Origin of the sequence: Larkinella punicea, from assembly GCF_003334855.1 — a bacterium.
In the GTDB taxonomy this organism is placed as follows: domain Bacteria; phylum Bacteroidota; class Bacteroidia; order Cytophagales; family Spirosomataceae; genus Larkinella; species Larkinella punicea.
This window is the reverse complement of sequence record NZ_QOWE01000005.1, coordinates 69,445-95,527: the sequence shown is the minus strand read 5'-3', so window position 1 is coordinate 95,527 and position 26,083 is coordinate 69,445. Positions and strand designations below refer to the sequence as shown.

Below are 26,083 nucleotides of genomic sequence, written 5' to 3'. Positions count from 1 at the left end.
GGACTCAAAATCTATTTCTTGCCCGTTACTTCAAGTCGTGCAGGTATAAATAAATCGCTTTCAGTTCGTCGTCGGTATACACGGTGGCGAAATACTTCCAGGGCATAAAATCGTTGATCACGCGCCCATCCGGTGTTTTACCCGTCCGGATGGCGGTAACAAAATGATCCGACGTCCATTTTCCGACTTTACCCGTTTGGGTCAGGTCCGCAATATGCGGTTCGCCGGGACCGTGGCCGGGGCCACCTTTGAAACTGGGGCCGTGGCATCCCGAGCAGGTAACGGCCAGGTATTTTCCATAGACGGCATCCACCGCGGCCGGTACGTTTTCGGTGGGTTGGGCCTCGTGGTCGATCACTTCAGCCGGAAAAAGCGGCAGGTCGCCGGTAAACGCTAAAAACCGCCCCAATGGTTTTACTTCTTTGGCCGGATGGGTTTTATCGACGGGTGGCTGACGCTTCAGGAAATAAATCAACGCCCCCATATCCCGGTTCGACAGCGGAGCACTGACTTCCGGTGCCGGCATGAACCACAACGTTTTGTTGTCTTTTCCCAAACCATGCCGCAAGGCGCGAATCCAGTCCTGATCGGTATAGGAAATCCCGCCTTTTCCGGTGGTCAGGTTGGACGTATACAAAATACCGATCGGGGTGCTGGCGTCGAAAAACGCTTTGCCACTGAAATCGGCACCGTGGCATTCCGCGCAGCCCCGGATGCCGGCAATGTGTTTGCCCAGCGCATACGAAGCCGAGTCGTTTGGAAGGGTGAGTGTCTGCAATTTGACCTCATATACCTTGTTGGCGCGCGACTCGGTCTGGAAATAGACGAATGCATAAAAAACCAGGAGCAAAACCAACACAGTGCCAAGGACAATGCCGAGCCATTTCAATACTTTCCTGAACATGATCAATGGTACGTTAAAAGGGAGTGAGTAGTGTAATCCATAACCCCGGTTTTCGAAAACCGGCCTTTCTGTGCTGCCCGAAAAGAGTTAACTGACAATAAGTTAAAAGCAAATGGGTTTGGTGCTCACAAGTATTGAGCAAGTGGTAAAAAGAGGCTTTTTAATTGATTATTCGGTTCCAGTTTATAGTAAACCTATTTGTGCTGAAGGTCAATCAATTCCAGGAACATCCGGGCCGCCGGTTCGATCAGGTCGTCGTTAAAATCGTAGTCGTCGTTGTGCAGAGCCGGGGTGTTTTCGCCCGCGCCGATCCCGAACATGGCACCCTGGTAATGCTGTGTAAACAGGCCAAAATCTTCTCCCCATTTAAACGGTTCCTGTTTTTTCACGAACGCATACCCGAGTTTCAACGCGCTCGTTTTGACCTGCTCAAACGCATCGGCATCGTTCTGACTGGCAAAAAAGACCTCCGTGATGGCGGTTTCTATTTCAACACCGGTTCCTACGCTGAGGATCGACAAAACGCTGAGCAATTGCTTGGTCAGCCGCTCCATGTTCTGGCTCGTTCGGGTGCGAAGCGTCAGATGCACTTCGCCATAACCCGCCGACACGCCATACGATTTTTCGCCCAGTGTGGTATAAATCGGTGTGATCAGCGCAAAGTCGTCGGATCGGCTGTCGGGGTGCGTCAATTGCCTGGTTTTTAGGATAAAATCAGCCATCAGATACGCCGGATTGATGCCTTTTTCGGGTTCGGCCGAGTGCGATACTTTGCCCGTAAACGTCACGATCAGGCTTTGAACGGCTGATGTAAACGGGCCGGGTTTGCACACGATGGTTCCTGAACCGAAACCGGGCAAATTATGCAGGGCAAACACCCGGTCGGGGCGAATTGCGGCAAAGGCGGGGTCGTCCAGGACGGCTTTGGCGCCTTCGCCGGTTTCTTCAGCGGGTTGAAAAAGCAAATAAACCCGGCCTTTCAGCAACGGTTTTTCGGCCAAATGAGCCGCCAGCCGGGCCAGAATGGCCGCGTGGCCGTCGTGTCCGCACTTATGAGAAATCCCTTCGGTGCGGGATTGATGTTCAAATTCGTTGACTTCCTGAATCGGTAACGCGTCGATGTCCGCCCGGATCAGGGTTACCGGCCCGGTCGAATCCGCTCCGTATTGCAGCAGCAGCCCGGTTTTTCCTACTTCGATCAGGCTAACCGGATTGAACCGGCTGACAAATTCCTTAATCCGTCGCTGGGTTTCAAATTCCCGCCCGGAAAGCTCCGGAAAACGGTGAAGTTCTCGTCTGAATTCAACAAAAGCAGCAGACTTTTCTGACGACATGGGCGCGTTGGAATGGATTTTCAAAAAACCGGGATCGTTAAAAGTAGGGAAAGTGGCTGAAAAATTCCAACATTTTTGGCTTGATTGGGAACGAACCCCGGTAAGGACGAAGAAACCTACCACGATTTGTGTCATCCCGTAGTGAATTGCTAGATTTGCGCCGGGCATAAATCACAGCGATTACGATGATTCATTTCAAGCGGTTAGACCACATTCTGATTTCCATTCCGGAAGGAAAAAAAGAAGAAGCGAGAACATTTTATGGCGATGTGCTGGGCCTGAAAGAGGTTCCGGGCGAGCATCCCGGTGGTGCGCTCTGGTTTTCGATTGCCGGCATTGAACTGCATTTTCGCGAAGAAACCGCCGGGCCCTATTCCAAGCGGCACCCGGCTTTTGAAATCGCGAATCTGGATGAAGCCAAACAGCAGTTGGAAAACCACGGCATCGGGATCACCTACTCGTCCGAGATCGACGGGCGGCAGCGGTTTTTCTTCCATGATCCGTTTGATAACCGCATCGAGTTGTTGCAATTTGCGGAGTAGAAACTTCCTGTTAAATCCCTATTTTTGCTATCGAAAAGATACCAGACTCCAGACGGATACCGGTATTTCTAAACAGTCCTGGCGGTTATGGTCAAGCAAAAAGAGAAGGTCATTCATACCAAAAGTGCCTGCACGCGCAGTTTAGCCGGGGTGCGGGATGCGCTCTATGTGCTCAACGGCAAATGGAAATTGCCCATCATCATTGCCTTGTCCGAAGGCCCGTCGCGGTTCAAGGACCTGCAACGGCGGGTGGAAGGCATCACGCCTAAATTGCTCTCGAAAGAGCTGAAGGAACTGGAGCAAAACGAGTTTGTCGTGCGCCAGGTTTACCCCCAAACCCCGGTTTTGGTCGAATATGAATTGACGGAGTACAGCAGTTCGCTGGACGGCATCATCCAGGCGATGGCGGAATGGGGAATCCAACACCGGGCGCGTATTCAGTCCCGGTGATGAAAGCCCATTTTGCCCCGTTCCCCTAAAGGGCAGGGCTGTTAGGTTCTTGAATTAGAGTCGACTCAAGCCGACCATTTTGCCCCGCTTTTGCCCCCCAGCCCCCTAAAGAGGGAGCGCGAGAAAGCTCCCCCTTTAGGGGGCAAATTAGCGCAGAACCTAACAGCCCTGCCCTTTAGGGGCGAGTCATCAGAACTGAAAGTAAATGAATGAGTTGCTGCTTTTCTGAGTCAGAATCAGTAAAATCAGCATGCCCGCCCAGACCAGGCTAAGCAGCCACCACGGCAGTCGCGCCCCGAGTTTCACCAGCGACGAATTTCGCATCGCCCAGTGACAGGCCATCAGAATTACCGTGACCGAACTGACTTTCAGAATGTCGAGGGACGTGAGCAGGGCCGCTCCGTTGGGGATGACGCCAAACATAGACAGCAGAATTCGCATCGCACTGCCGAAATCGGGGGCGCGGAAAAACACCCAGGTGATGTCGACCAGAAACAGCGTGAGCAACGCCAGACCGAAATTGCCAAGCTTTCCGTTCCACGAAACCGGCAGCATTGATGCCTGCGCAACGGTTCCGGTCAACACCTGGCCGGAGCGGTTTTGTTCGGCAAAATTCCGCTGCCGCTTGCCGGACCAATCCCGGATCAGTCGTTCGGCGCACAGAAAAATACCGTGCAAACCGCCCCAAATCACGAAGTTCCAGGATGCTCCGTGCCACAAGCCACCCAGCAACATCGTGATCATCAGGTTGATATAGGTCCGGGCAGCCCCTTTGCGGTTTCCGCCCAGCGGAATGTAGAGGTAGTCGCGCAGCCAGGTTGAGAGCGTGATGTGCCACCGGCGCCAGAAATCCGAAAATCCGATGGACGCGTAGGGATACCGGAAATTGTCGGGCAGCACGAAGCCCAGACACAGCGAAATGCCGATGGCGCAGGTCGAATAGCCCGCAAAATCACAGAAAATCTGCCCCGAAAACGCCATCACACCCATCCAGGCATCCAGTGGCTGCACCGGAAAGGGCACCCCAAAAACCGTATCGGCCGAGTCGGCCAGCAGCGTATCGGCAACGACCACTTTCATGAACAGGCCGAGCGACAGCAGAAAAAGCCCCCAGGTCATCTGTTGGGTGGTGGCGCGGTGGGGTTCCTTAAACTGCGGAATCAGGTCTTCGGGCCGGACAATCGGCCCCGCAACCAGGTGCGGAAAAAACGTAACGAACAGCGCAAAATTCAGAAAAGACGGTTCGGGTTCGGCTTTCCGACGGTAGACATCCAGCGTGTACGAAAGCGTTACGAAGGTGTAAAACGAAATACCGACCGGTAGGATTATATCGGGTTGGGCCGCGTGGAAGGCAATGCCCATCGCCGATAGTAAAGCCGTAAAGTTTTCCAGCAAAAAACCGCCGTATTTAAAGTAGCTCAACATGCCCAGATTCAGCAGCAGGCTGACGGTCAGGAGGAGTTTACGGGGTGCAGACCGTTGCTCACGGGCAATCAGCCGGGCCATGTAGAAATCCACCACCGTCGAAATCCAGAGCAGCAGAATGAACGGCGGATTCCAGAGGGCGTAAAATAAGTAACTGGCCAGCAGTAAATTGATCTTTTTCGCCTTCCAGGGCAAGGGCAGGTTGTGCAGCACCAGGAGCAGAACGAAGAAGAGGGCGAAACTGTAGGAGTTGAAAACCATGATCGTTTTGAGCTATGGGTGGGGAGGAAGGGAAGCCGTAAGGGCGGGCTTTGGAGTGGACCGGATTGTGATGGGCCAGCCGGTTTTCTGCTTCAGAATCGGGATGAAATCCTGCGTAAAGGTGACCGCATCTTTTGGCGCCAGGTGCGACCATTCCGGGCAGCGGTATTTGGACAATGCCGGGTAATCCGCAAAATAGATACCGGGCGTCCGGGTATGCGCCAGCAGCCGATCCCAGTATTTTTCCCGCGGGTGGCTCATTTTTTCGGCTTCGTAGAAGGGGCCGTCCGAAGGCATCCGGACAAAAACCACTTGACCACCCCGCGCCCGAATCTGGTCTACCGACTTCTTGACGGAGTTCATAATGCCCGTAACCATCGCATCCGGCATGGTTTGCTTTGGGCTGTGGGCGCCAATGTCCACCCAAACCGCCTGCACTTGATGCTGAATGGCGGTGTCGGCCACCATCGCATCCGTCATGACTTCCTGCCGGTCGGACTGGATGATCGAAAATTCTTTTGGAAATTTCGGGCCACCCCAGGTGCCGGGGCGGGGCGGAATCGGTAGGTCGGTCAGCAGGGGGCGCAGGGCCAGCCGTTCTTCATCCAGAAAATACAGCCAGGGTTCCAGCACCCGGTTGATGTGGAAACTGATCTGCTGGGAGAGCGACCACTTGGGGTAAAAGTTAACCCGTTTCGTGGCCTCCCGTTCGGGAAAAGAACCGTCGGGGGCGAAGAAAAGGACTTCGGTAACGCCAATGATGAGCGTCCCTTTGAACTTTGGATCATTGGCCAGATCCGTCAGCAAAGGCCGGGGCGCCGTACCGGCCAGCGCCAGTTGGATCGGTTTTTCGCCGGTTGTGGCTTCCCAGGTCGCCAGATCGAGGTCGAACTTGACGCGCGACGAGCCAATGATCACCGGCCTCGACGGACTGCTCCGATAAATCTCTTTCCGGGTGTGCGCCCACAGGCTTTCATCGTCGTTGTAGGAAAGCCCGAGGTTTTGACTGCGCCAGTACAGTTCCCAGCCGACGACAAACGTCAGAACCAGAGCCAGCGTCAAAAGGCTCGATTTTAGAAGTGGGGTCATTTGTGTGAAGTTTATCGTATTGTGTATCAGCTTGTTCGGTATAATTTACAAAAGACGGTTTTGAAACGGGTGGGTTATTTATTAATTGGTCGAACATCGAAGAATATTGCCAGATTTTGTCTTGGAAATGATGTTTTGAAGAGAATAGGCCATTTTTGCGTTTTTTTTGCTTCGGCCAATAGCCCATCTGATTTTCTTTTCGTAGTTATCTGGAACAAATCGACTGAAGATGAAAAAGACGACGGGTTATGCGGGCGAAATACGGACGGGTGTGCTGCTGACAGCGGCCTTCTTTGCGCTTTTCCTCTATTTCAATGGGCAACTTCCACCCGCCGAACTCCTGCTGGCGAGTCCGTATTTCATCGTCTTGTATTTCCTGACGTTCACCCTGGGCCAGCCGGGCATTTCTGAGCGACTTGAACGGCGCGTAGACACCGGCCTGGAGCGGGCCGTTGTGTTTCCGGTGTTGCTGATTATTGTTCTGTATTCCTATTTGGGATTTCACGGGCATTCGCCGTTCAAGGGGTCGGCCGCGTTATTTCCATTTTATCTGCTGTTTCCGGTCCTCGGTTTTTTAGCCTATAAAAGAGATCCTCAACCCATTAAATGGACGGATTTTGCGATTTATTTTCTCTTTCTGATTCCGGCTACTTCCATTTCTTTCGGGGTAAAAACACATCTGCCTTTCAATGGTGCGGGCTTCAGCAACGTGTTACGGTTTGTGCTGATTCTGACGGCGGTCTACGGTTTCGGCACCATCCGAAAGCTGCCCGATATCGGTTTTTTTCCGACTTTCAACTGGCGTTATCTTAAAACCGCCGTGTGGGTTTGGCTGGCTTTCATTGCCTTAACAGCCTTGATTGCGTACGTCAGCGGTTTTCTGAAAACCAGCGGCTACGAACCGCTTTCGATGGCGTTGATTCCCCTGGCCGTTGGCGAGATGGTGCGGATTTTTTTTGGTACGGCTTTGTTCGAAGAACTCTTTCTGCGGGGCATTTTGCAAAACATGCTGGCCCGGAAAATAACGGAATCCGGGGTCTGGAGGACGTATTGGAAATGGGGATTTGCGGTTTTTCTACTGCTCTCGCTGCTCACCGGGTACCTGATGCACGCGGCCCTGCTGTGGGTTCCGGTTCTGATCACGGTTCTCTTATTCCTGGCAGCTTACTGGATTGAGAAGAAATCGATCGATCTACACGGTCCCTATACGTCACTGGCCATCACGAGTATTTTCTTTGGCCTGGTTCATTTTCACGCGGGATCGCTGGTCTTTGTGGGCCTGGCCAGCATCGCGGGCTGGGGCTACGGCTACACGTACATGAAGACGAAAAATGTCTTTTACGCAGCCCTGGTTCACACGCTCGTCAATTCGTCGGAGTTTCTGTTCAATCTGGAAACGCTGAAGTGAGGAGCGATTTAGACAAGAGAGGATAGACAAGAGAGTAAAGACTGTTTTCTCAGCACTAGTCTTTACTCTCTTGTCTATCCTCTCTTGTCTCTTTAAACACCCAATTGCTGCTGGAAGCTGGCATGATCCCAGTCGATGGCCACCGCAACGATCTTGTCGTCTTCGTTGAAGCGGAAAATGAAAATATGGTCGCTGTTGAAATGTAGCCCTTTGTTCGTAATACCGGCAAAATCAGCGGTTTGGGTTCCGAACAGCGTCACGTTGCAAATGATTCTGTCGCCGTCGGTCGTCACTTTATCGACGGTATTGTCGATGTCCGGGAAAGCGCCAATGACGCCCGTCCAGAAATTCCGGCCTAAGTCGCCGATGGTTCCCTGCGGATCGGGGCCGAGCGGCATGAGCCAGAATTCGCCGGTGGGGTCGAAGAGGGCCATCATCCGTTCGATATCGCGTTCCTGGTAGGCCGAGAAAAATTCAATGCTGGTGCCTTTGCGGGTCAGGTCGGTCAGTGAATCCGTTTGTGTCGTTTTCATGAAAAATCGTGGTTATATGATAAACCAAAAGTACCTGACCACCGGGCGGCTTAATTGTATAAATGCGACATTTTGCAAAAGGCGCACAATCAGCACTCATGATTGGAGAAAATTCGCCAGCTCGACGTTGTTCCGTACGTAAAGTGATGGAATCCGGCCCGTAAAACCGGTAAACTCACGAATAAAGTGCGACTGGTCGTAATATCCCGCCCGGTAAATGACGTCGTGCCAGTCGTCCACATTCCAGTGTTTGTTGGCCAATTGGGCGCATAAATATCCGATGCGCCGGATGCGGGCGTAATATTTCGGACTCACCCCGACTTTGGTCAGGAATTTTCGTTCAAACTGCCGCCGACAAACGTACAGTTCGTCCATCAACTCATTGATATTGATGATGCCCCGCTGGTCTACGATCAGGTTGGCAACATAATCCGTGCGGTCGGTTACGGCATTGGTGCGGGTCATCTGGTTGCTCAGGAAGGCTTCCAGCAGCCGGATCCGACCGATGGCACCGTTAGGTTCTACGATGCGTTCCTGAACGTTTCGGATGCCGTCGCCCAGAACGGCAGCCAGATCAATGCGTTCATCGACAAATTCATACATCGGTAACCCAAAAAGACTGTTCAGGCCTGCCGGACGAAAAACCGCCCCGATCATGCCGATTTGTCCCTGCAACTGCAATTGGTAACTGCGGGTCGACTGCCCGCTCAGGAAGGATGCGGGCACCACTTTCGTTCCGTTTTTCTGCGTTTGAAGCCGGTACGGATCACCATAATTGAACACCAGCGAGCCGTAACCGTTCGGTGGCGACTCGACCGTCATGGGCTGAGTCGGCAACGCTGCGTTTTCCCAAACGTAGTAGCACTCGACAAACGGGCGCAGATGGGGAGCCGGTTGATACTTCTGGTACAGCATGAGACGTGCAGGGAGTTAAAGCAAGTTATGCTTTTTTTCCTGCAAACCGGCCCAACGATTTAGCGAAAGGTAGGTGGTGTCTTATTTTCGCTCCGGCACCAGCAACAGCTTGATGAAATTCTTGCCAAAATACTGATTGGCAGCCTGTTTCGTGCTTTCGGGCGTCACCTGTTTCAGAAATTCCGCTTCCCGCAGGATTTCGTTCGGGTCGTCCTGGTTGAAATACTGGTTGGACAAATACCCCAGCCAGAAATTGTTCTGCTTCAGTTGAACTTCCGTTTCGCGCCGGGTTTCGGCTTTGAATTTGTCGATGTCTTTGGAATCGGCACCGTTCTGCTTCAGTTTTTCGATCTCGGCCAGGGTTCGCGCAATCAGTTTATCGACGTTTTCGGGGGCGCAACTGAAGCCGACGCGGAACGTATACCGCTGGGCCGGAATTTTGGCATAAGCTCCGCTGACGCCCACGCCGTAGACCCCGCTTTCTTCCTCCCGCAGCGTTTCGGTCAGTTTGATCTCCAGTACTTCAGCCAGCGCATCGACCTGGGTGGCGTTTTCGGCATTCCAGACAAAATCACCGCTGAAAATCAACTGCACGGTACTTCGGGGTTCCAGGCCCTTGGTGACGGATTTTTCGATCTTTCCGGCCGGAATCCGGATGCCCAGGTCGCGGTAGGTTTCCTTGCGGTTTGTAGACGGTAACCCACCCAAATATTTCTCAATCAGCGGTTTAATATCTTTTTCTTTAAAATTTCCGACGAAGAAGAACGTGAAGTCACTGGCGTCGGCAAACCGTTCTTTATAAATCGCCCCGGCCCGGTTAACGTCCACTTTGTCCAGCCGTTCGGGCGTCAGCGGCAACCGGCGGTAGTTGTAGGCCCCCAGCAATGACTGAACCGTATCCTGAAAAACCTTCTGGGGCGTTGGGGTGGCCAACTGGTTTTGCAGAAAGCTCCGCTGGTTCGACAGAAAACCCTTGATCACATCGGGGTCCTGACGCGGAGCCGTAAAGTAGGCATAAACCAGTTGCAGGGCGGTTTCCAGGTCGTCGGGTGTGGTGCTGCCGCTGATGCCTTCGGTCGTTTCACCGATATAGGGCGACACGCTAACGGTTTTTCCGGTCAGGTATTTACCCAACTGAATCTGGTTATATTCGCCAATACCGCTCATATGCGTGAGCGTGGAGGCAAACCGCGCCGATTCAAAATCCTTGTCGGGGTAGAGAGACGTTCCGCCCGGACTGTTGGCCGAAAAAATGATCTGATCGTTTTTAAAATCCGTCGGTTTCAACACCACCTTCACGCCGTTGCGGAGCGTCCATTCCGTGACGTTGATGTCCTTGATTTCTTTTTCACTCGTTACCGGACCGCCAACGGGCAGCGTCGGCAACAGCGGTTTGTCCATCGTTTTATCGACATACGCCGTCAGGTTTTTACCGGCATTGTCGATCAGGGCCAGCACCTGCTTTTCGGTCGGGAGTTTGGCTTTATCCTTTTCGGGTGCCATGATGACCACGGCCCGGTTTTCAGTCGTAATGAACTGTTTTGCCAGGTTGTTGACGTCGCCAACGGTGATTCCGCCGAGGTATTTTTTCAGAAAATCATTGTAAAACGAGATGCTGACCGGAATATCGCCTTTCAGGAAGTTCTCTACGTATTCGCCGACGTAGCTCGTGGAACGGGTTTTGTCGCGTTCGCGGTAAATGCGGTCGACGGCTTTCAGATACTGTTTTTTGGCCCGATCCAGTTCCGTTTCCGTGAAGCCGAAGCGATCGACGCGGGCGTTTTCGTCCAGAATGGCCGTGACGGCCCGTGCCACGTTTCCATCTTTGGCAATGACGTACGAACTAAAAGCGTCCTGATCGCCCAGAAAACCGCCGTAATTGCTGTAGCCGGCCAGAAACGGTGGGTCGGCCTGTTGCGTGAGTTCATTGATCCGGTTTCCGATCATGGAGTTGAACAACACCCGTTTCACCGCTTCGCGGATGTCATACAGGGTTTTCTCCTTGATTTCGGGTCGTTTATACATAATCTGCACCATCGTGTTCGGTTGTTCGGGATCGGTCACGATGGCAATTTTGGTGTCTTTGTGGGGCGGAATCGGGTATTCCGGGCGCGGTTTTGGGTTCGTTGCCGCCGGAATCCGTCCGAACTTTTCCTTGATGATGCCTTCAACCTGCGCCACATCGAAGTCGCCCACGGCTACGACGGCCATCAGATCCGGGCGGTACCAGTCTTTATAAAACCGTTGCAGCACTTCGGGTTTGAAGGTTTTGATGATGTCGTCTTTTCCGATGGGCAGACGGCTGGCGTAGCGGGAGTTGTTGAGAATCAGCGGGAAATACTTCTCGCGCATCCGCTGACCCGCCCCGCGCCCCGACCGCGCTTCTTCCAGAATCACCCCGCGTTCCTTCTCGATTTCAGCCGGGTCCATCGTCACGTTGTGCGCCCAGTCTTCCATAATCTGAAACGCCCGCTCAAAAAGCCGCACCGAGTCGGTTGGAACGGGCAGTTGGTAAACCGTCTCGTCAAAACCGGTCGACGCGTTCAGGTCGGCCCCAAACCGGACGCCCGACGATTGCAGGAAGCTCACCAGCTCGTTTTTTGGAAAATTTTTCGTGCCGTTGAACGCCATGTGTTCCATGAAGTGGGCGAGCCCCTGCTGGTCTTCCGTTTCCAGAATCGACCCGGCATTGATGGCTAACCGCAGTTCGGCCCGGTTTTTGGGCTCGGCATTTTTGCGGATGTAATACGTAATCCCGTTCGGTAGTTTCCCCACTTTAACGCCCGGATCGAACGGAATGGGCTGTTTTAGTTCGGCGGGGATTCCTGCCGAGACGGCTGATTTGGAAGGAACGGCGGCTTTTTTAGCACCGGTTTTGGCAGGTTGCTGGGCATTCGCACCGGTTACCAACAGAGAAATGGCAAGGCCGGTCGCAAGAATCTTGTTCATTAGGTCGGTTTTGAAAACACGGCGGATCACGTGTCTGCTGTGTTAACTCAAAATTAGCGGCATTATTTATACTTTAATAATGATTTTTTGTTGATACATCCACCCCAAAATCACGAACCAGATCAGCACAAAGGTCAGCGCCCCGGCCAGCGACGCATTGTACGGACTTTCGAAATACGGCACAAAAAACGTCTGGTACAGCCACTCCTTCGCGCCAATTTCCGAGCCGTCGGGTTGCTGAACCTTTATCATGTTCAAAATGCGCGGAATCAGACCGGAGAGAAAGAAAACCGTGATGGCATTGACGCCAAAAGCCACGAACGGTTTGGTCCATTTTTTATACCCTTGCACGTCGATTAGCCAGTAGCACAAGGCCAGTCCCTGCAACGCCAAACCGGAGGTGAGCAACACGAACGAGCTGGTCCAGAGGGATTTGTTGATCGGGAAAAAACCGTTCCAGATGTAGGCTCCCAGCAAGGAGAAACAACCCGCCACAAACAGCCAGACGGCTTTTTCTGCTTCCGGGCGGCTGGATTTCAGGAGTGTTCCGGCCAGAATTCCGGACAGGCCGGTGGCAATGGCGGGCAGGGTGCTCAGGAGTCCTTCGGGGTCCCAGATTTTCGAGGTTTTCCACAAATGGCCGCCCAGCAAGGTCCGGTCGAGCCACGCGCCGAGGTTGGTTTCGGCTTCCAGATTGGCCGGGCCAAAATCCGGCACGGGAATGAACGACATCAACAGCCAGTAGCCGACGAGCAGAACGCCAACCAGCCAGCCCTGTGTCCGGGTGTCGGTTTTGATGTAAATCAGCGAGCAGGCCAGATACACCAGCGCAATCCGCTGCAAAACGCCCGGAATCCGGACGGTCGTGAAATCAAATTTCGAAAACAGGTTCAGAAACAATCCCAGGCTAAACAGGATCAGACTTCGCTTCATAATCTTACCCGCCAGTCCCGCCCGGTCCTTATTCTGCAACGCATACGAAATCGATACGCCGACAATGAAGAGGAAAAACGGAAAAATTAGGTCGGTGGGCGTCCAGCCGTGCCAGTGAGCGTGGCCCAGCGGGGCGTAGATATGGCCCCAGTCGCCGGGATTATTGACCAGAATCATGGCCGCAACGGTGATGCCCCGGAAGGTGTCGAGGGAGAGGAGCCGGGAGGTGCTCACGGACCGGTGGGTGTCCCGGTTCGGGCTGTGCGGGTGCGGAGTAGACGTTGGTTGCATGTGTCGCTACGGAAGCTGGAACGGATGGATACGATGATTTTTCAACTTTTTTGGCGGCATTAAATCATCAGATACCGTATTTATACCGGTTGATCATCTGCCGCAGCAAACTTGGTTTGAAATGTCGTTTGAGGTTTTGAACCACCTCCGGATCAACCTGAATATCTGCTGTTAGTTTGATTTTGCCTTCGTGAAGCGCCGTGTTCTGAAACCGGCTGAACCGGCCAAAGTTGGTGCCGGCGTCGTAGCCAATGTGTTCGACTTTCGACCGGATCGGATACAGACAATACCGCTTCTGCCTGAAATGCGTGTAACTCCAGCGGATGGCCCAGGAACTAATCAGGCCTTTCTGCTGCTTGGCAAACATCGGAATCAGGTCGCTGCCACTGGCCGAAAAAGCCTGCCGGGCTTTCGAATCCTGAATGAAATGGGCGTAATCCGCCACCGACCAATCGGCCAATTCCCAGCGGTTTTTCCAGGTCGACCAGCCGAGCGACGATGCGCGCGGCAACAGTAAAACGTCCTCGGAATAAGTGGACGGAATGGAAAACGGATACAAATACCCGGAAATCGAAAAAACCAGCGGATGGTGTTCGTAAAAATCCAGAGCCGCATTCTGAAAATCGAGGAAATCGGTCGTACAGATGATGTCATCTTCCATGACAATCACGCGGCCGTGTTGCTCGATCACCTCCGTCACGCCCCGGATTACGGAGTTGGCCAGGCCCTGATTCGTGACGGCTTCCTTGATGCGAACATCCGCAAAGCCTTCAATCGTCGGCAAATAGGAACGGACTTTTTGCACCTTTTCCGCATCTTCTTTCCCAACCGCCGGATTCGTTTTTGGCCCGTCTGAAAAAATATAAAGGATACTTTCTTTGGCTAATGGGTTTTTAGCCAGATAGTTAATCGTTTCCCGCAGGTGATCGACGCGGTTATAACAGAATAAAACGATGGGAGCGAGGGGCATTACGGTTTACGGTTTACGGTATTCGGTTTACGGTGGTTGACGCATGCTAACCGGCGCATGAAGTGTAACGCGCCAGCTACCGTAAACAGAAAACCGAATACCGTAAACCCCAAACTAATTACAAGATTACTTAATTATTTGCATCGTCTCTGCTTTCTTTGTGTTTACAATGCCAATACGCACCACAAATCGTACGCGTGTCAGGGCTGATTCGTTTGGTATTTCTGGAAATCAGCCGATTCCCGTTCAAACCGGGCCGCACCACGACGTTTCTATTTCATTATGACAACAATCCGCGCTGAAGCGATGCCGGACGATCCGTCTGAGCATTACCGGATTAAACCTCCACTGACCAATCCCCGGCGGTATTATCTGATCAAACTCAGGGAGTTGGTGCAGTATGCCAGAACCACGTTTATCGATCCGCTGACGAAAACCGGGCGGATCAAACTGGCCGACTACGGATGCGGAACCAAACCCTATGTCTCGCTTTTCCCGCCCGAACAGGTGCAATACATCGGCATCGACCTCGACTGGAACCCGCACGCCGATGTCTACATCGGCTCCGACAGCCGCATTGGCATGGACGACGCGCAGGTGGACGTGGTGTTGTCGACGCAGGTGCTGGAACACGTCGAAGATCCTGAAGGTTATTTGCAGGAAGCCTGCCGGATTCTGAAACCCGGCGGCTTGCTGTTGCTGACGACACACGGTTACTGGATGTATCATCCTGACCCCACGGATTACTGGCGCTGGACCTCGGCCGGATTGCAGAAAATTGTGGCCCGCAACGGTTTTGAAATCGTCTCGTTTCGGGGCATTATCGGAAGGTCGGCGATGGGTTTGCAACTGTTTCAGGACGGTTTTCTGTTCAAAATACCGCGCTGGCTGTGGCCACCGTTTGCGCTCATCATGCAGGCGTCGATCAGCCTGTTTGACAAAACGACATCTCAGGAAACGAAGGACAAGGACGCGTGTACGTATTTGGTCGTCGGCCGGAAGCTATGAAAATCTGCATTGCCTATCCGAACAAAAACAGCTATTCGGAGACCTTTATTCACAACCATATCGCGTATTTGAAGCCCGAATTGACGCTCTCCGGTGGTTGGCGACCGTATCGCACGCTGGATGGCGACACGATCATCCGGATGCCGTTGGCCGAACCGGTTCGGGTGGGTATCAAGCGGATGGTGTCGGCGCTCTACCCGGCTTTTTACACCCATTTTCTAACCCGGTATTTAAAGGAAAACCGCCCTGACGTTTTGCTGGCGGAATACGGCCCGACGGCTTGCCATGTGATGGCCGCTTGCCGAAAGGCAAATGTGTCGCTGGTCGTGCATTTTCACGGCTTCGATGCGGTTGAGAAAGAGACGCTTAGAAAACTCGAAACGCCATACCGCCAGCTTTTTGCGCAGGCCAAGGCGATTGTGGCGGTTTCCAACGATATGATGGAACAACTCGTCCGGCTGGGTGCTGATCCTCAGAAAGTTCATCGAAATCCATACGGCGTTGAAACGAAATTGTTTGCCGGGGCCGAGCCGGAAAAAGCAGAAAAACTGATTGTAACCGTCGGACGGTTTACGGCCAAAAAAGCGCCACAATTGACCATTCGGGCGTTTGATAAAGTACTGGACCGGCATCCGGATGCCAGGCTGGTGATGATCGGCGGGGGTGAATTGTTGGAATCGTGTAAGAAGCTGGTGGACGAGTTGCAGTTGAAATACGCCGTTCAACTGGTCGGTGTCAAAACCGCTGCGGAAATTGCGGAATGGCACAAAAAAGCCCGTCTTTTTGCCCAGCATTCGATGGTCAATCCGGTGAATGGTGATTCGGAAGGAACGCCTAATACGGTGCTGGAAGCCTCGGCCGCCGGTTTGCCGATTGTCAGCACCCGCCACGCCGGCATCAAGGAAGCCGTCGAACACGGCGTGACCGGTTTTCTGGTCGAAGAGGGTGATGTGCAGGGCATGGCGAAGTACATGGTTCAGTTGCTGGATGAGCCGAAACTGGCCGGTGAACTGGGTCGGAATGCCCGGCAAAAAATGATCAATGAATACGAAATGCGTGACCGCATCAAGGAATTAAACCGCCTATTGGAACTATGACCGTACGCTCACCGCTCACCAACTCGCCCGCGGTTTCGCCCGTTCGGAGCCTGAACGCCCGCACCATCGAAGAACGGTATCGCGATCAGTTCGGGATGGATGTCAGCCGGTATTTTGCCGGGATGGACGAGGTGATGATTTATGAATGCAACCAGTCGAAACTGCGGTTTTATTACCCGTTTTCGCTGGCGGGTGATGCGGATTTTTACGCCGATCTGGGCAAGCATTACAAAGGCTATTACAGCCCGTGGAAATGGGAGCATGAGCTGGTGTTTCAACACCTGAAGTCGGGCGACCGGGTGCTGGAAATTGGCAGCGGTAATGGCTACTTCCTGAAACGGCTTCCCGAAAAAGGAGCGAACGGTTTGGGGCTGGAACTGAACGACGACGCGATTGCGTACGGCAGGAAAATCGGGGTTAATATCATCAACGAGGATCTAAAAATCCATGCGCAACAGCATGAAGGCCAGTATGATGTCGTCTGTGCGTTTCAGGTTTTCGAACACGTCAACAACGTCGGCGATTTCTTTCGGCAGGCGGCTCAGTGCGTCAAACCGGGTGGTTTGCTGGCCATTGGCGTTCCGAATAATGCCTCGTATTATTTCCGGGAAGATCCGTATCATACGCTGAACCTGCCGCCCCACCACACCTTGCTCTGGGACCCGGTTTCGTTGAAATATGCCGGTGAGTTGATGGGTCTGACCGTGGTGGAAATTAAGAACGAACCCGCTTCAGTGACGCACCGGAGCCTCGGCTATCGCCTGTGGCTGGAAAAACACCTGGGCCGGAATCTGTTCGCGTCGCTCGTCTATAAATCGACCCGGTTTGTGGCCAAACGCCTGCCGATTATGTCCGATGGGGCCACGGTGGTCGCCATTTATCGAAAGGGAGCGTAACCAAATCACATGGGAATTGTCATTCGTCAAAGCCTGAAAGCCAGCATCGGTTCCTACATTGGAGTCGGCATCGGGATTATTAACCAGTTGTACGTTTCGCTGCACTTTCTGTCGACCGACCAACTGGCGATTTCGCGTTTGTTGCTGGAAAATAGCCTGCTTTTTGCCGCGTTTGCGCACCTCGGCGCGCCGTTTATCACCGACCGGTTTTTTGGCTATTTCCGCGATGACAAAACGCAGAATAACGGTTTTCTGGGTTTCCTGCTGGCTTTTCCCCTGATTGGCATCAGCCTGTTTACGGCGGCTTATTTTCTGTTCGAACAACCCATTCAGGATTACTTTGCTGAAAAATCGGCGGGTCTGATTCCGTATCATGTGCTGGTGGTGCCGCTCACGATTTTCTGGATTTACATCTCCGTGCTGGAAGCCTACTGCCGTAACAACGCCCGCATTGCCATCCCGACCTTCATTCGCGAAGTGTATCTGAAACTGGCGAATGTGCTGGTGATTCTGCTGTTTGGGCTGGGCTGGTATAATTTCGACTGGATGCTGTACCTGATGATTGGGTCGTACGGTCTGGCGGTGGTCATTCTGCTGGTCTATATTTATCAGTTGGGCAAGTTTTCGCTGCGGTTCGATGTGACGCGGTTGAAAGACGGCATGTTTCGGCAGATGATGTATTTCGGTCTGTTTGTCGTCATGGGGGGCGTCGGCACGCAGGTGGTGTATTTCATCGACCGCACGATGCTTTCCGGTGGCGAAGGACTGACCAATGCCGCTATTTTTATCATCGCGACCTACATTGCCGGCATTATTGAAATTCCCCGAAAAACCATCACGCAGATTTCGACGCCACTGGTTTCCAATTCGTTGCGACAGAACGATATGGCGCACGTTCAGGAGCTATACCACAAATCGTCGCTGAATCAGTTGCTGGCGGGTGGGTTGGTTTTTCTACTGATCTGGACCAACATCGACGGTATTTTCAGCCTGTTGCCGAAAGCCGACATCTATCGACAAGGCAAACACGTGGTGTTGCTGCTGGCGTCGGCGAAGCTGTTTGAGATGGCTACGGGTGTGAACGGTGAAATCATCAATTATTCCAAATACTACCGCTACGCCACGTTGCTGATGATTGTGATGGCCTGTCTGGCCATTGGCGCCAACGCCTACCTGATTCCGCGCTACGGCATCGACGGAGCCGCTTTTGCTACCACGCTCACTACGCTGATTTTTGCCCTGAGCAAAGTCGGTTTGGTCTGGGTGTTTTTCCGAATCCTGCCGTTCACGTTTTCGGGCGTCAAAGCCCTTGCGGTTCTGGTGCTGGTCTATTGCGTTTCTCTCCTTCTTCCCGCGTGGAACGGTTCGTTGTGGCTGGTATTGTTCAGCATTATCGGACGCTCGCTGGTGCTGATGGGCCTGTTTGCCGGGCTGATTCTGTGGTTCCGGGTGTCGGAAGATATGAATGGCTTGATGGGGTCAGTGCTGGGGCGTGTGCGGGGCTTTCGACGGCGGTGATCAGGACATCCACAGCCGACGGTCGATCGGAATGATCTCCTGATTGGTGATTCGTAATTGGTCGAATTGCGGATGGTATGGATGAAAAATGATATTAAAAGAAAAAGGCACAATAACCGAAGGAACCGCGACCGCCAAATGGTCCGGCTTTTGCAACCAGTCCTTCAGCCACAGTTGGGTTCGTTCGTAGGTTTTATCCTGCCAGAAGTCCGGCATAGCATCTCGCTGATAGTACTGGATATCATCAGGCGCTTCAATCGAAAACAGCCAATAGGTAGGTAAATCCTCATAGCGAATCTTCGGTGCATGCGCTAAAGTTTCTACCAGACCTAGTTCCGGTGTCGAAGTCGTATACAGAACGCCAGTTCCTTTGGGGTTCCAGCGGGCACCAAAGAGACGACTGCCTTCAACGGACAGTGGTTGATCGGTAAATTTCTCACGAATGATGCGGTAAACGGTGGGCATTTGAGCAAGTCGGTTTGGTCAGGCAGGCAGACCGTAATCAAGCCGTCCTAAAACATCATCGACCAACGTAAAACCGGTCACTGTATCCATCAATTGAAGCGGAGCCTGATCATCCAGTTCCCGAATCGGTGTTTTTAGCCAGCTTAACACGGTGGTGGTGCGCCCATCAAACGTATCTAATGCATGTACTAAAACGTTTTTCAACAGCAATAGCCGTTCAGACGCTTCAATATTTAAGGGTTGCTGAGATAAAAGACGGTGCAGATTGCGGGGAGTCATGCCCAACACATAAGCCATCTCTTTATCGGTAAGCCCAACCAAAGCGGCAATTTCATCCACTTGAGCACGCAACACGCCTTGTCGGGAAGTTTTTACAACTTCGAAAGGGGTAGAGGCCACTTTTTGCCAGGAAGCACTTTGGTATTTGGGCTGACTCATGGTTGGTTTAGTGAATTGTGTCACTAATATAAGTGAATAATTTCACTATCCAGGCATATGCTGGGATCAAAACCGCATTTCAAACACCAACTTCGCCGACTCCACCGCGCCCAGTTGACTTTTAAAACGGATCAATCCCTCGTTTCGAATGCCCCGGCTGGTCGAAATACCCAGATCGAGCAATGGAATCTGGTGTTGCTGACAATAGGTGTACAGGCTTTCGATCAACAGCACCGACGAGCTAAACTGTTGATAATCTTCATGATCGGCGGGTAAAAAGTAATAGAGAATACCGGGCGCAACGCGAATGCCCAGGCAGGTGGCAATGAGTTGGTCGCCATCGCACACCGTAAAAACCGGGCAGACATCCCCAAAATTGGTGAGAAGATTGGCAAGCTCTTTGCTGCTCATTGACAGAGGCAGGTTTTTCCGCAGCCGGGCTTTCCGGATGAAGGCAAACAAGGTCTCCACATCCGGATTTTCCCGGATTTGAGTCGTAAAACCCGCCTGCTGGCATTTCCGAAGCCGTCGCCGTTCGGCAGTATGCAGGTGTTCGGTAAAGGAACGGGGGCTGACCGGCAAATGCTGATTGAGTTCTTCATATTTCACCGCAAAACCGGCGTCCAGCAATACCGCACGAAGTCGCTGGGAATGAAACGGCAAATAGCAATCCGGATAATTGACTATTCGAATTCCCTGGACTAGTAATTTTTTACTACTTGTTACTACGGCGTCTACCAGGCGGACTATTTCTTCGTCCGGCAACTCATCCGAAAATTCAATGGAACCAAACGAGGCAGCCGATGGGCTTATAGCCCAGTCGTCGCGGATAAAAACCGCACAACGGGCCTCGGACTGGCCAGTTTTTGGGTTGAGGAGGGCAAAATAGTGGAGCGGTCGATCCGGCTGGTTGAGCAGGTGACGGGCCTGAAGGAACAGAAAACCGTCCTGGCAGAACGGCGGAATCTGTTCCGGGAGCGGGTTTTCTACCTGAAGAAGTTCGTACACAGCCGGTTCACTGCTTGAAATTTTCGGGAACTAAGGCTTTTTTTTCGGCTGCTTTTTGCCCCAGCGTTCATAGACCAACTGAAGAATACCGTCTTTCAGGCCCAAATCAGGAACCACAATGGTGTCGGCTCCGGCCCATTTCATAACCGAAATGTAGATGTCTGCCGCCGGAATGATGACGTCGGCCCGGTCGGCATTCAGCCGCAGTTTGTTGATCCGGTCTTCCAGGCTATAGCCCGAAATGTAATTCCGCATCCGTTCAATTTCCGCCAGGGTCGTTGTGTCATTGACTTTCGCCACGAGGTTGAAGATCTTGTTGATGTTTCCGCCCGTACCAACGGCGACCATATCCTGCGTCATCAGCACGTTTTCATCCACCCAGTCTTTCATTTTGTTCCAGGCCCCTTTGGTTTCTTTTCCTTCCAATGAGCGCACGGAGCCGATTTTGAACGACTTCGAATTGACCTTTTTCCGGTTCAAATACAGGTTCAGTTCGGTGCTGCCACCGCCCACGTCGATGTGCAGAAACTGCCGTTCGTCGAGGGCCTGCACCACCACATTATTGATCAGTTCGGCTTCTTTTTGGCCGTCGATGATGTTGATTTCGATGCCGGTCAACTCCTTGATTCGGGTCGCCACTTTGTGGCCGTTGACGGCTTCCCGCATGGCCGAGGTGGCGCAGGCCATGTAGTCTTCCACTTCGTGGAGTTCCATCAACAACTTATACACCTGCATCAGTTTATTGGTACGAACTTCGCTTTCGGGCGTAATTTCGCCGAAGTTGAACACATCGTGACCCAGCCGAAGCGGAAACCGGACGTATTCAACCTTCTTGAAACTAATCACGTCGTCCACGTGCAGAACCGTAGAAATCTGGAGACGGGCCGCGTTGGAGCCGATATCGATGGCAGCAATTTTCAAAATGAAGTCGGGAAAAGTGGTACTGAAACGCCCAAATATAGTCAATTTACATCCCCAGACGAAATACAGCGGCTTTTCTATAGAACGGTCGGGTACGGAATATTTTCCCATCGATCAGGGATCAGAAGCTCTTCGGGATATATTTCTATTCCTATAATTAATATTATTTTTTATTTGTAAAATGATTGCAACCATTTACTTTACAAAGTGGTCCTGTAGGAGTATACTCAAATTGGTGCGAATAAATTACACGTTCTTATCTTACTAAATTGCCCAGTTTTGGCCGCTTGTCGAAATATTAAGTAAAAACATATTGATTGCATGTACAATATAATTACTTTTGTCGATCTTATTCGAAGGAAATGTTCAGGAAGGGTATAGTAAGGCTTTGGAGTGTCGTAACACTTGGTTTGGTAGGTTTATGGCTGAGCTGTTATGTGTATGATAAAAACAGAGGAAATGCGGACGGGTTAATTGGCAACGTAGCTTATAACAATGTTTTTATAGCGGTTTTTATTCTGGTTGGGCTGGGAGTCGGGCTTAGTTGGGGGTTGACAGCCCGGCAAAAAACCATTCAGAATTATGCGTTATTAACTTTTTCAGGGCTGTTTTTCATCGTTTTTCTCGAAGGGATCGGCCATTTGGTATTAGGACTGAAGCTGGTAAATTCTTATTCGTTTATTTTTCGGCGGTTTTACATTTCTTCGGCCGAAGCCAAAGGTAATCCTTTTCCGGTTTGTGAAATCGAGCCACACGTAGGCCGGTGGCGCATTCATAATAAATCCTATCACTTTATCAATTGCGCGGGCGATTCCATTCACTGGAATTATAATTCCGTTGGAGCAAATGACCGGCAGCGGTCCATCAAAAATCCGGATTCGACCCGAAAACGGGTGGCCGTTTTCGGCGATTCGTATAGCGAAGGGTTCATGGTGAGCAACTCCAATCGCTGGTCGGCGGTTCTGGAAAAACAAACTCGTCTCGAACACCTCAATTTTGCGATTAGCGGAGCGGGCCCATTGGACTATTATTTGATCTACAAAACCATAGGCAAGGCCTATGAGGCTGACGTTCTGATGATCGGATTTTTACCGGCCAATGATTTTGAGACCTACACTGAAAAGGAAGCTTATCGACTTGTTGAATGGCCCTCCTTTATGCCTTATTGGCAGGGATCGTATCCAGACTATACTCTACGGTATAGTCTGGCAAACGTTGCCCAATCCATTCAGCATGGCGATCATACCCCGGCGTCGTTGTTAAAAGTAGTCGATTCGGTCTATAGTCATTTACCACTATCCGGCAAACTGAAAGCCGACTTACTCGCCCATTCCAGTCTATTCCGATTATTACGTGAATTGAATTCGAAAAGCTACAGGGAAGGGAAATTTAGCCGGTATGAACAGTTTACGGAGGAGGAATGGAACCGTGTACGGTACTCGTTGAAAAAATTGAAGGAAGAGGCCGGGGGAAAGAAGGTTATCCTACTCTCGATTCCTATTTTGCCGGATCTCAAAGCCCTGAAACAAGGCAAATCCAACCGGGTTGACCCGTTGCTGAGCCAATTCTGCCAGCAAAATGGCATCGGATTTATTCCGTTGGCGCCTTCATTTCTGAAATACAAAGGCGACCCTGAACAGTTGTACGTTTCTTGCGACGGGCATTGGACGGTTCAGGGAGAAGCACTTGCGGCAGAGGTGATCATGAACCATCCGGTGTATCGTTCGGCTGTTGGTCTGCCCTCGAAGTCGCAGAAAATGGGTTACGAATGATCACTAAATACTACGCTTCACCAGAAACGGTATAAGGTGATGCTGCTAAAAACCTGCTTTTGTCAGTAGTTAGTTTGGAGAAAACGTATATACTTCAGGGAACCCTGGAAAAATGATGAGACAGCTATACGTAATAAGTAAAATCTAGTATATTCACACAATTAAAATAAGGATATAGCCAGAAAAACTTTAACAATACCAAGGTGTTTCAATAAGATTTTTCCGGATTTCCCCACACCATGACCATTTTAGGAATATCAGCTTTTTACCACGATTCCGCTGCGGCTTTGATTGAAGACGGACGAATTGTAGCGGCAGCGCAGGAAGAACGGTTTACCCGCAAAAAACACGATCCCGGTTTTCCTTCGAATGCGATTCGCTATTGTCTGGAATATGGTGGAACGGCCCTTAATAAGCTGGATGCCATTGTGTTCTACGACAAACCCCTGCTGAAATTCGAGCGATTGCTGGAAACCTATTACACCTTTGCTCCCCGCGGATTGCGATCATTTCTGACGGCCATGCCGGTTTGGATGAAAGATAAATTATTCCTGAAACGGCTCATCCGGGACGAATTGAAAAAGCTGGGATATGACCCCAAAAAACCGGTAAAACTACTCTTTCCTGAACACCACTTATCCCATGCTGCCAGTGCGTATTACCCATCCGCGTTTGATAAAGCCGCTATTCTGACGATCGATGGCGTGGGTGAGTGGGCGACGGCATCGATCGGGCTGGGTGAAGGGGCATCCATCACGATTCTGAAAGAGTTGCATTTCCCGCATTCGTTGGGACTGCTGTATTCGGCTTTTACCTATTTTCTGGGATTTCGGGTCAACTCCGGAGAATACAAACTGATGGGCCTGGCTCCGTATGGTGATCCCCGTTCGCCGGATGTTGACCGGTACGTTGGTTTGATAAAAGATAAATTGATTGAGCTGAAAGCCGACGGATCGGTTTGGCTCGATCAGGATTATTTCGATTATGCGACCGGTTTGCGGATGGTTCACGAAAAGAAGTGGGAAGCCCTGTTCAGAATTCCCAAACGCAACGCAGAGGATGAGCTGAAGCCAGAACATTGTAATCTGGGCCTGGCCATCCAGCGCGTCACGGAAGATATCGTTGTCAACATGGCCCGCGAGGCCCGACAGTTGACCGGGGCCGACAATCTGGTGTTGGCCGGTGGGGTGGCGCTCAACTGCGTGGCCAACGGGAAATTGCAGAAATCGGGCGTTTTCAGGAATATTTTCATTCAACCCGCAGCCGGTGATGCCGGTGGTGCCCTCGGGGCTGCCCTGGCCGCTTACCACATTTATTTCGGTAAAGAACGGATTGTAGACTACAAAGACGATGCCATGCTGGGTTCCTATCTCGGTCCCACCTTCTCGGACCTCGACGTTGAATTGATGGCCAAAAAGTACAAAAGTGTTTACACACGCTACGACGATTTTGGCAAATTGAGCGAAGAGACTGCCCGCTTGCTGGCCAATGAAAACGTCGTCGGCTGGGTTCAGGGACGGATGGAATTCGGACCGAGGGCCTTGGGTGGACGCAGCATTCTGGGTGATCCGCGCAGCGCGGAAATGCAGAAAAAATTAAACCTGAAAATCAAATACCGAGAATCGTTTCGACCTTTTGCGCCCTCGGTTCTGGCCGAAGATTGTCACGAATACTTTGACTACGACGGTATTTCGCCCTATATGTTGCTGGTGCACCCGGTGCTGGAAAGCCGCCGGATGCCGTTGCCCGCCAATTATGACAGCCTTTCGTTGCGGGATAAATTGTATCATTTGCGCTCCGATTTGCCGTCGATTACACACATTGATTTCTCCGCCCGGATTCAAACCGTTCACCAGAATACGAACCCGCGGTACTGGCAGTTGATCAACGCTTTCAAAAAGCGGACGGGCTACGGCGTAATTGTCAACACCAGTTTCAACGTACGCGGAGAACCTATCGTGAACACGCCGGATGATGCCTACCGGTGTTTTATGCGGACCGAAATGGATTACCTGGTGGTGGGAAATTATGTATTCGACAAGAAAAAACAACCAGAGTGGCAGGAAAAGGACAACTGGCAGGAAGAATTCGTCCTGGATTAATGCCCGGAGAAATCATCGTTGTCGCTCGCGTTTCGAGAGTGACTTCTATCCAAAGGGCCTCCGGCCCGCACCTAATCTTTCTGAAAATCAAACTTCGGGGCAAAGGCTCTTCGATAGGAATTACTCGCGAAACGCGATCGACAACGGCAGAATCAGATTTCAAACTAAATCGACTCAATACATTTAGGGGCGAAAGTCCTAACATTATTCGTAACGGAAACACATAAATCATTTCTATCATGGACTTTCTTCGAGACATTTTTGGATTTCTGAGCCAGCGCAAAAAATGGTGGCTGGCCCCCATCGTCATGTTGTTGTTATTAATTGGCGTTGTTCTGGTGGTGGGTGGCGGTTCGGCGGTGGCGCCGTTTATTTATACCTTATTTTAACCGGTAGTGCCGCAGTCGATGAGTCAATTAGACCGTGTGAAGGCCCAGTTGGTTATTGTTACCGGTCTGGTTGTCCTCTATTTCATTTTTATATCGGTATACTGGCTGTATGCCGCAGCAGCCATTGGGTTGTTGAGCGTGTTTATTCCGGTGGCGGGTAACGGTATTGTCTGGGTGTGGTTTAAGATTGCCGAAATTCTGGGCAACATCAACGGCAAAATCGTTCTGACCGTTCTGTTCTGGGTGTTTTTAGTTCCGATTGCCCTGCTTTACCGGCTGTTCTCCAAAAATCCGTTGGCGGTAAAACGAACCGGAAAAGCGTCGTTATACCATGAACGAAACCATACGTACACGAAGGAAGACCTGGAACAAACCTGGTAGGTAAATCTTTTTCGTAGAGAGAGAGCCTGTTTTTGACCTGAGCGAATAGTTTTGGCAAAAACCGGCTCTTTTTCTATTTTTGTA

At 51.6% G+C, this 26,083-nt stretch carries 24 protein-coding genes; 11 read left to right on the top strand and 13 right to left on the bottom strand.

Annotated elements, in window-relative coordinates; genetic code table 11:
• Positions 1-25: 25 nt before the first annotated feature.
• Together DUE52_RS07280 and DUE52_RS07275 are read right to left on the bottom strand one after the other, a co-directional pair.
• Positions 26-904, bottom strand: coding sequence for a c-type cytochrome (locus DUE52_RS07280; RefSeq protein WP_114405326.1), 879 nt, complete (start codon positions 902-904; stop codon positions 26-28).
• Positions 905-1,098: 194 nt separating this feature from the next.
• Entirely contained in the window at positions 1,099-2,238 is a 1,140-nt protein-coding gene (locus DUE52_RS07275) for an amidohydrolase (protein ID WP_114405325.1), read from the bottom strand.
• 185 nt (positions 2,239-2,423) lie between these two features.
• Between DUE52_RS07275 and DUE52_RS07270 the strand changes: the two genes are divergently transcribed.
• Both DUE52_RS07270 and DUE52_RS07265 read left to right on the top strand, forming a co-directional pair.
• Entirely contained in the window at positions 2,424-2,780 is a 357-nt protein-coding gene (locus DUE52_RS07270; protein WP_114405324.1) for a VOC family protein, read from the top strand.
• 87 nt (positions 2,781-2,867) lie between these two features.
• On the top strand, positions 2,868-3,230 hold the full coding sequence (locus tag DUE52_RS07265) for a winged helix-turn-helix transcriptional regulator (RefSeq protein ID WP_114405323.1): 363 nt from the start codon (positions 2,868-2,870) through the stop codon (positions 3,228-3,230).
• Between the two features lie 189 nt (positions 3,231-3,419).
• On the opposite strand, the gene DUE52_RS07260 is transcribed toward DUE52_RS07265, so the two are convergent.
• Both DUE52_RS07260 and DUE52_RS07255 read right to left on the bottom strand, forming a co-directional pair.
• Entirely contained in the window at positions 3,420-4,916 is a 1,497-nt protein-coding gene (locus DUE52_RS07260) for an MBOAT family O-acyltransferase (RefSeq protein ID WP_114405322.1), read from the bottom strand.
• A gap of 12 nt (positions 4,917-4,928) precedes the next feature.
• The gene (locus tag DUE52_RS07255) at positions 4,929-6,005 is read right to left on the bottom strand and encodes a hypothetical protein (RefSeq protein WP_114405321.1); all 1,077 of its coding nucleotides are present in this window, start codon (positions 6,003-6,005) and stop codon (positions 4,929-4,931) included.
• Between the two features lie 229 nt (positions 6,006-6,234).
• Between DUE52_RS07255 and DUE52_RS07250 the strand changes: the two genes are divergently transcribed.
• Entirely contained in the window at positions 6,235-7,413 is a 1,179-nt protein-coding gene (locus DUE52_RS07250) for a CPBP family intramembrane glutamic endopeptidase (RefSeq protein WP_114405320.1), read from the top strand.
• Positions 7,414-7,505: 92 nt separating this feature from the next.
• Here DUE52_RS07250 and DUE52_RS07245 read toward each other — a convergent pair whose 3' ends face one another.
• The 5 genes from DUE52_RS07245 to DUE52_RS07225 all read right to left on the bottom strand — a co-directional run bounded on the left by DUE52_RS07245 (position 7,506) and on the right by DUE52_RS07225 (position 14,004).
• The gene (locus tag DUE52_RS07245; protein ID WP_114405319.1) at positions 7,506-7,946 is read right to left on the bottom strand and encodes an ester cyclase; all 441 of its coding nucleotides are present in this window, start codon (positions 7,944-7,946) and stop codon (positions 7,506-7,508) included.
• A gap of 96 nt (positions 7,947-8,042) precedes the next feature.
• Positions 8,043-8,861: a helix-turn-helix domain-containing protein gene (locus DUE52_RS07240; protein ID WP_114405318.1), complete on the bottom strand. Its 819-nt coding sequence runs from the start codon at positions 8,859-8,861 to the stop codon at positions 8,043-8,045.
• 81 nt (positions 8,862-8,942) lie between these two features.
• A complete protein-coding gene (locus tag DUE52_RS07235; protein WP_114405317.1) occupies positions 8,943-11,810 on the bottom strand; it encodes a M16 family metallopeptidase in 2,868 nt (955 codons plus the stop codon).
• A gap of 66 nt (positions 11,811-11,876) precedes the next feature.
• Positions 11,877-13,034, bottom strand: a complete 1,158-nt coding sequence (locus DUE52_RS07230; protein WP_114405316.1) for an acyltransferase family protein — start codon at positions 13,032-13,034, stop codon at positions 11,877-11,879.
• Positions 13,035-13,101: 67 nt separating this feature from the next.
• The gene (locus DUE52_RS07225; RefSeq protein WP_114405315.1) at positions 13,102-14,004 is read right to left on the bottom strand and encodes a glycosyltransferase family protein; all 903 of its coding nucleotides are present in this window, start codon (positions 14,002-14,004) and stop codon (positions 13,102-13,104) included.
• Between the two features lie 282 nt (positions 14,005-14,286).
• Between DUE52_RS07225 and DUE52_RS07220 the strand changes: the two genes are divergently transcribed.
• From DUE52_RS07220 to DUE52_RS07205, 4 genes are read left to right on the top strand one after another with little or no spacing between them, the layout of a single operon-like run.
• Positions 14,287-15,012, top strand: coding sequence for a class I SAM-dependent methyltransferase (locus DUE52_RS07220; protein WP_114405314.1), 726 nt, complete (start codon positions 14,287-14,289; stop codon positions 15,010-15,012).
• On the top strand, positions 15,009-16,109 hold the full coding sequence (locus DUE52_RS07215; protein ID WP_114405313.1) for a glycosyltransferase: 1,101 nt from the start codon (positions 15,009-15,011) through the stop codon (positions 16,107-16,109). Before DUE52_RS07220 ends, DUE52_RS07215 begins: the two co-directional genes overlap by 4 nt.
• Positions 16,106-17,005 (top strand): class I SAM-dependent methyltransferase, encoded by a 900-nt coding sequence (locus DUE52_RS07210; protein ID WP_114405312.1) that lies wholly within the window; start codon positions 16,106-16,108, stop codon positions 17,003-17,005. The genes DUE52_RS07215 and DUE52_RS07210 overlap by 4 nt, the downstream gene beginning before the upstream one ends.
• Positions 17,006-17,014: 9 nt before the next feature.
• Positions 17,015-18,523 carry a lipopolysaccharide biosynthesis protein gene (locus DUE52_RS07205; protein WP_114405311.1) on the top strand — a complete coding sequence of 503 codons (1,509 nt, stop codon included), beginning with the start codon at positions 17,015-17,017 and terminating at the stop codon, positions 18,521-18,523.
• Here DUE52_RS07205 and DUE52_RS07200 read toward each other — a convergent pair whose 3' ends face one another.
• From DUE52_RS07200 to DUE52_RS07185, 4 genes are all read right to left on the bottom strand, one after another.
• Positions 18,524-18,988 carry an RES family NAD+ phosphorylase gene (locus DUE52_RS07200; protein WP_114405310.1) on the bottom strand — a complete coding sequence of 155 codons (465 nt, stop codon included), beginning with the start codon at positions 18,986-18,988 and terminating at the stop codon, positions 18,524-18,526.
• An 18-nt stretch (positions 18,989-19,006) separates the two neighbouring features.
• A complete protein-coding gene (locus DUE52_RS07195) occupies positions 19,007-19,426 on the bottom strand; it encodes an Xre family toxin-antitoxin system antitoxin (RefSeq protein ID WP_114405309.1) in 420 nt (139 codons plus the stop codon).
• Positions 19,427-19,492: 66 nt separating this feature from the next.
• Complete coding sequence (locus DUE52_RS07190; protein WP_165840882.1) at positions 19,493-20,434, bottom strand: GNAT family N-acetyltransferase; 942 nt, start codon at positions 20,432-20,434, stop codon at positions 19,493-19,495.
• Positions 20,435-20,464: 30 nt separating this feature from the next.
• The gene (locus DUE52_RS07185) at positions 20,465-21,355 is read right to left on the bottom strand and encodes a Ppx/GppA phosphatase family protein (RefSeq protein WP_114405526.1); all 891 of its coding nucleotides are present in this window, start codon (positions 21,353-21,355) and stop codon (positions 20,465-20,467) included.
• A gap of 410 nt (positions 21,356-21,765) precedes the next feature.
• Between DUE52_RS07185 and DUE52_RS07180 the strand changes: the two genes are divergently transcribed.
• The 4 genes from DUE52_RS07180 to DUE52_RS07170 all read left to right on the top strand — a co-directional run bounded on the left by DUE52_RS07180 (position 21,766) and on the right by DUE52_RS07170 (position 25,999).
• Positions 21,766-23,127, top strand: coding sequence for an SGNH/GDSL hydrolase family protein (locus DUE52_RS07180; protein ID WP_133299781.1), 1,362 nt, complete (start codon positions 21,766-21,768; stop codon positions 23,125-23,127).
• A 239-nt stretch (positions 23,128-23,366) separates the two neighbouring features.
• Complete coding sequence (locus DUE52_RS07175; protein ID WP_114405306.1) at positions 23,367-25,229, top strand: carbamoyltransferase family protein; 1,863 nt, start codon at positions 23,367-23,369, stop codon at positions 25,227-25,229.
• A gap of 239 nt (positions 25,230-25,468) precedes the next feature.
• Positions 25,469-25,618 (top strand): DUF5989 family protein, encoded by a 150-nt coding sequence (locus DUE52_RS32340; RefSeq protein WP_165840881.1) that lies wholly within the window; start codon positions 25,469-25,471, stop codon positions 25,616-25,618.
• Positions 25,619-25,636: 18 nt separating this feature from the next.
• The gene (locus DUE52_RS07170) at positions 25,637-25,999 is read left to right on the top strand and encodes a hypothetical protein (RefSeq protein ID WP_114405305.1); all 363 of its coding nucleotides are present in this window, start codon (positions 25,637-25,639) and stop codon (positions 25,997-25,999) included.
• Positions 26,000-26,083: the final 84 nt, after the last annotated feature.